3 protein-coding genes are annotated in these 4,181 nt (G+C 68.5%); 1 reads left to right on the top strand and 2 read right to left on the bottom strand.

Features of this window, described 5'->3' with window-relative positions; translation table 11 throughout:
• Nucleotides 1-296 (bottom strand): DUF2637 domain-containing protein (locus D455_RS32790; RefSeq protein ID WP_241480223.1); only part of this gene is annotated, 296 nt, incomplete at its 3' end.
• A gap of 919 nt (nucleotides 297-1,215) precedes the next feature.
• Here D455_RS32790 and D455_RS0109965 point away from each other — a divergent pair.
• A complete protein-coding gene (locus tag D455_RS0109965; protein WP_026122482.1) occupies nucleotides 1,216-2,808 on the top strand; it encodes a BCCT family transporter in 1,593 nt (530 codons plus the stop codon).
• 180 nt (nucleotides 2,809-2,988) lie between these two features.
• On the opposite strand, the gene D455_RS0109960 is transcribed toward D455_RS0109965, so the two are convergent.
• Nucleotides 2,989-4,095, bottom strand: coding sequence for an LLM class flavin-dependent oxidoreductase (locus D455_RS0109960; protein ID WP_017570582.1), 1,107 nt, complete (start codon nucleotides 4,093-4,095; stop codon nucleotides 2,989-2,991).
• Between the last annotated feature and the right edge of the window lie 86 nt (nucleotides 4,096-4,181).

Here is a 4,181-nt window from a genome sequence, read left to right as displayed (position 1 = left end):
GTACCCACACAACTAACGAAAAACTCAGTAAGAGCCACGGCTGGCCAGGCTGCGACGATGGAGCCAACCAATCCGTTCTTCCACCCATGGGCGACGTTTACTGCCAGGGTGGCGGTGATCCTCGCCCACAGCAAGAGCCAGGCCAGCCAGGGAGTTTTGATTCCCACACGAGCGGAATGCAGGATCACCATCGATGCGGCGTACACCAAACCGTCGATGGTCAAGGGGATCATGATCGCGGTGATCCCGCTCTCGCCGTATGCGGTCACCACTGCATAGGCGTGCCTGTAGGACACGATCGCGGCGATGATCGCGACACCGCAGACGACGGCTTTGGTCGTCCCCCTGATGAATCGGTCGGTGGTGTGCTCTTCTGTGTTGTCGTCTGTTTCCAGGAGCCACCTCGCCTTCTTTCTCCTGTCAAGGGCAAGGAGCCGAGCAGGCCGGTCGTGACAGGAGAGCCGCAAGCAGAGCGGTGCCCACGAAAGTCACGGTCGGCGCGGCCCAGGGGACGTGAGAACGTGCAGGCTCACGTGGGCGACCGCTACCAGAGCAGAGGTCCACGACGGCGACCGGGCCTCCGCCCCGATCCAGGCCGGGACGGTCACAGCTCAACGCCTGCACGGGCAGGACACCGCCGTGGTGACGTCCGCACAGCGGGACGGCCATGTTCGTCACTATCCGTAACCAAGAAGGAGATCGTCTCCCGGCCGCCCTGTCCGGATGACCGGGGACCTTCACGGAGTAGAAGGCGCCCGGCTCGGTGAGGGTGGAAGATCCCCGCCTCCCAACCGGGGATGGGAGATCCTTGGGAGACGAGAACCTCCCACAACGGGCTTGAACCGCGCTGAAGCGCTCCCAGCGGGGCCCCGGCCGCCGTGCCGGACCCACACGCCACCGCGACCGCGTCGGCCCCACAGTGGTCACGCTCACACGGGTACGCGTCCCGGCCTGAGGTAGGGTGGGGCGTCGTCATCGCGTCAACCACCGCGGGACCGGAACATTTCCCCGTCCCCGCCCGTTCTCGTTCGTTGGCGATCCCGGCGAGGCAACTTCCGTACGCCCCGCCTCCTCCATGCCACGCCTGCTGCGCTGGCCGTGAGACCGGGCGATCGTTCCCGGCGGCCGCCACGCGCGCACAGCGCATGGATCTTCAGATACTGGCCGCGGCACGTCCCAGCCGGTGCTTCCACACGAGGGGCAATCCTCTACCTCATGTTCTCCACTCTGCGCTCACGCGCGTCCGCGCGAGGCAGACGTACCGACCCCTGGGTCATGGGCGTGACCGGCGTCTTCATGATCGTCTTCGTTCTCGCGTCCCTGGCCGCCCCCGCGAAGGTGGGGGCCCTCGTGGACACGGCCTTCACCTGGTCCGCGCGCTGGTTCGGCGCCTACTGGCAGCTTTTGATGCTGGCCACCTTCGTCGTCATCACCATCCTGGCCTTCTCCCGCTACGGCCGGGTCCGCATGGGCGGCTCCGCCGCCCCCGAGTTCGGCCGGTTCAGCTGGGTCGCGATGATCACCACGACCCTCCTGGCCGCCGGAGGGGTGTTCTGGGCGGCGGCCGAACCCATCGCCCACTACGCCTCCACGCCGCCGCAGTACGCCGACCAGGCCGGCGGGTCCGGGAACGCGGCGATCGCGATGGCGCAGAGCTTCGTCCACTGGGGCTTCATCGGCTGGGCGGTCGGCGGTTCGCTGGCCACCCTGATCATGATGCGCGGGGTCGAGAAGGGCATGCCGCTGCGCCCGCGCACCCTGCTGTGGCCGATCATGGGCGAGCGCGTGCGCACGCACTGGATCGGCACGGTCGCCGACATCAGCTGCGTGCTGGCCGTGGTCGCCGGGACCGTGGGCCCCATCGGCTTCCTCGGCCTCCAGATCTCCTACATCTCCAGTGAGCTGTTCGGGCTGCCCGACACCTACGCCGTCCAGGCGACGATCATCCTGGGCCTGACCGTGGTGGCAGCGGTGTCGGTGCTGAGCGGGATCCACAAGGGCATCCAGCTGCTGAGCCGGGCCAACGTCTGGGTGGCGCTGCTGCTCATCGCGGCCGTCGTCGGCATGGCGTCGCTGCCCTTCGTCGCGGACCTCTACTTGCGGGCGAGCATCGTGCACGCGCAGGAGTTCCTGCCCATGGCCCTGTACACGGGCGACGACCAGTGGCTGGGGTACTGGACCCTGTTCTTCTTCGGCTGGTTCCTGGGCTTCGGTCCCATGATGGCGATCTTCTTCGCCCGCATCTCCCGGGGGCGGACCGTGCGCGACATCTACGTCGGCGCGACGGTGCTGCCCACGGTGGTGACCACGGTCTGGTTCACCGCGCTGGGCGGTACCGGCATCTGGTTGGAGAAGCGGGACCCCGGGGCGATCACCGGGCCCTACGCCGAGGACGGGCTTCCCGCCGCGGCGCTGGCCATCCTGGAGTCGCTGCCGATGAGCGCGGTGCTGGGCGTGCTGACGGTGATGGTGGCCCTGATCTTCCTGGCGTCCACGCTGGACTCGATGTCCTACGCCATCTCGGTCTCCAGCATGCACGAGGGCGAACCCTCCGGTCTGGTCCGCGCGTTCTGGTGCGTGGGGATGGGGCTGGCCGCCGTCGCGCTGCTCCTGGTGGGTGACGGCGGGATCCAGGCGTTGCAGTCGTTCATCGTGGTGACCGCGGTGCCGGTGGGCCTGATCATGCTGCCGTCGCTGTGGACCACGCACCCTCTGCTGCGGGACATGGCCGTCGAACAGGGCATCATCACCCCGGCGCGGTCCTCGGACGAGGATCGCGCGCCGCGGGTCGAGGAGCCGGTCGGTTAGCCTCCGAGCCGACTCCGTCCGTCACCCTCGGGGGGCACCGCGCGCGGTGCCCCCCGAGGCGTGTCCGGCGCCACCGGACTCCCGTCGGTACCCGAACGACCGGGAGACGCGGGCGTGAGAAAGGCCCGGGCCGTGGGACGCCTCCGCGTTCCACGGCCCGGGCCCCGGGCGCGGTGCCTCCTACCCCGCGCTCTGCTCGGACGCGGCGTCCCCGTCCCGCTTCGCGGCCAGCAGGGAGGCGTGGGTGGGCGCGTCGGGCACGTGCGCGGGCCGCCCCGCGGCGAACTCCTTGCGCAGCACCGGCACGACCTCCTCGCCCAGCAGGTCCAACTGCTCCAGGACCGTCTTGAGCGGCAGGCCCGCGTGGTCCATGAGGAAGAGCTGGCGCTGGTAGTGGCCGAAGGAGTCGCGGAAGGACAGCGTGCGGTCGATGACCTCCTGCGGGCTGCCGACGGTCAGCGGGGTCTCGCGGGTGAACTCCTCCAGGGAGGGGCCGCCGCCGTAGACCGGCGCGTTGTCGAAGTAGGGGCGGAACTCCTTCACCGCGTCCTGGGAGTTCTTGCGCATGAACACCTGTCCGCCCAGACCGACGATGGCCTCCTCGGCCCTGCCGTGGCCGTAGTGTTCGAAGCGGCGGCGGTAGAGCGAGATGAGCTTCTTGGTGTGCGTGGCGGGCCAGAAGATGTTGTTGTGGAAGAAGCCGTCACCGTAGTAGGCGGCCTGTTCGGCGATCTCCGGGCTGCGGATGGAGCCGTGCCAGACGAAGGGCGGCACGTCGTCCAGGGGACGCGGGGTGGAGGTGAAGCCCTGCAACGGGGTGCGGAACTTGCCCTCCCAGTTCACCACGTCCTCGCGCCAGAGCCGGTGCAGGAGGTTGTAGTTCTCCAGGGCCAGCGGGATGCCCTGGCGGATGTCCTGCCCGAACCAGGGGTAGACCGGCCCCGTGTTGCCGCGGCCCATCATCAGGTCCACCCGGCCGTCCGCCAGGTGCTGGAGCATGGCGAAGTCCTCGGCGATCTTGACCGGGTCGTTGGTGGTGATGAGCGTGGTGGACGTGGACAGGATGAGCTTCTCGGTCCGCGCCGCGACGTAGCCGAGCATCGTGGTCGGTGAGGAGGCGACGAACGGCGGGTTGTGGTGCTCGCCGGTGGCGAAGACGTCCAGACCGACCTCCTCGGCCTTGAGCGCGATGGTGACCATCGCCTTGATCCGCTCGGCCTCGGTCGGCGTACGCCCGGTGGTGGGGTCGGTGGTCACGTCGCTCACCGAGAAGATTCCGAACTGCATGGCCCGCTCCCCTAGTTAGCTTCCAAAGAAGTATTTTCCAATGAAGATATCATGGTGAACGCCGGTGGCCGCACCCCTGTTCCCGC

This window comes from Nocardiopsis halotolerans DSM 44410, from assembly GCF_000341065.1.
GTDB classification, from domain to species: Bacteria; Actinomycetota; Actinomycetes; order Streptosporangiales; family Streptosporangiaceae; genus Nocardiopsis; species Nocardiopsis halotolerans.
The sequence above is the reverse complement of the archived record's forward strand: the minus strand, read 5'-3'. Positions and strand labels throughout refer to the sequence as shown.

Bases quoted from the DNA above. Each gene is read 5' to 3' on its own strand.
- D455_RS0109965 (WP_026122482.1), top strand. From the start codon at position 1,216: ATGTTCTCCACTCTGCGCTCACGCGCGTCCGCGCGAGGCAGACGTACC.
- D455_RS0109960 (WP_017570582.1), bottom strand. From the start codon at position 4,095: ATGCAGTTCGGAATCTTCTCGGTGAGCGACGTGACCACCGACCCCACC.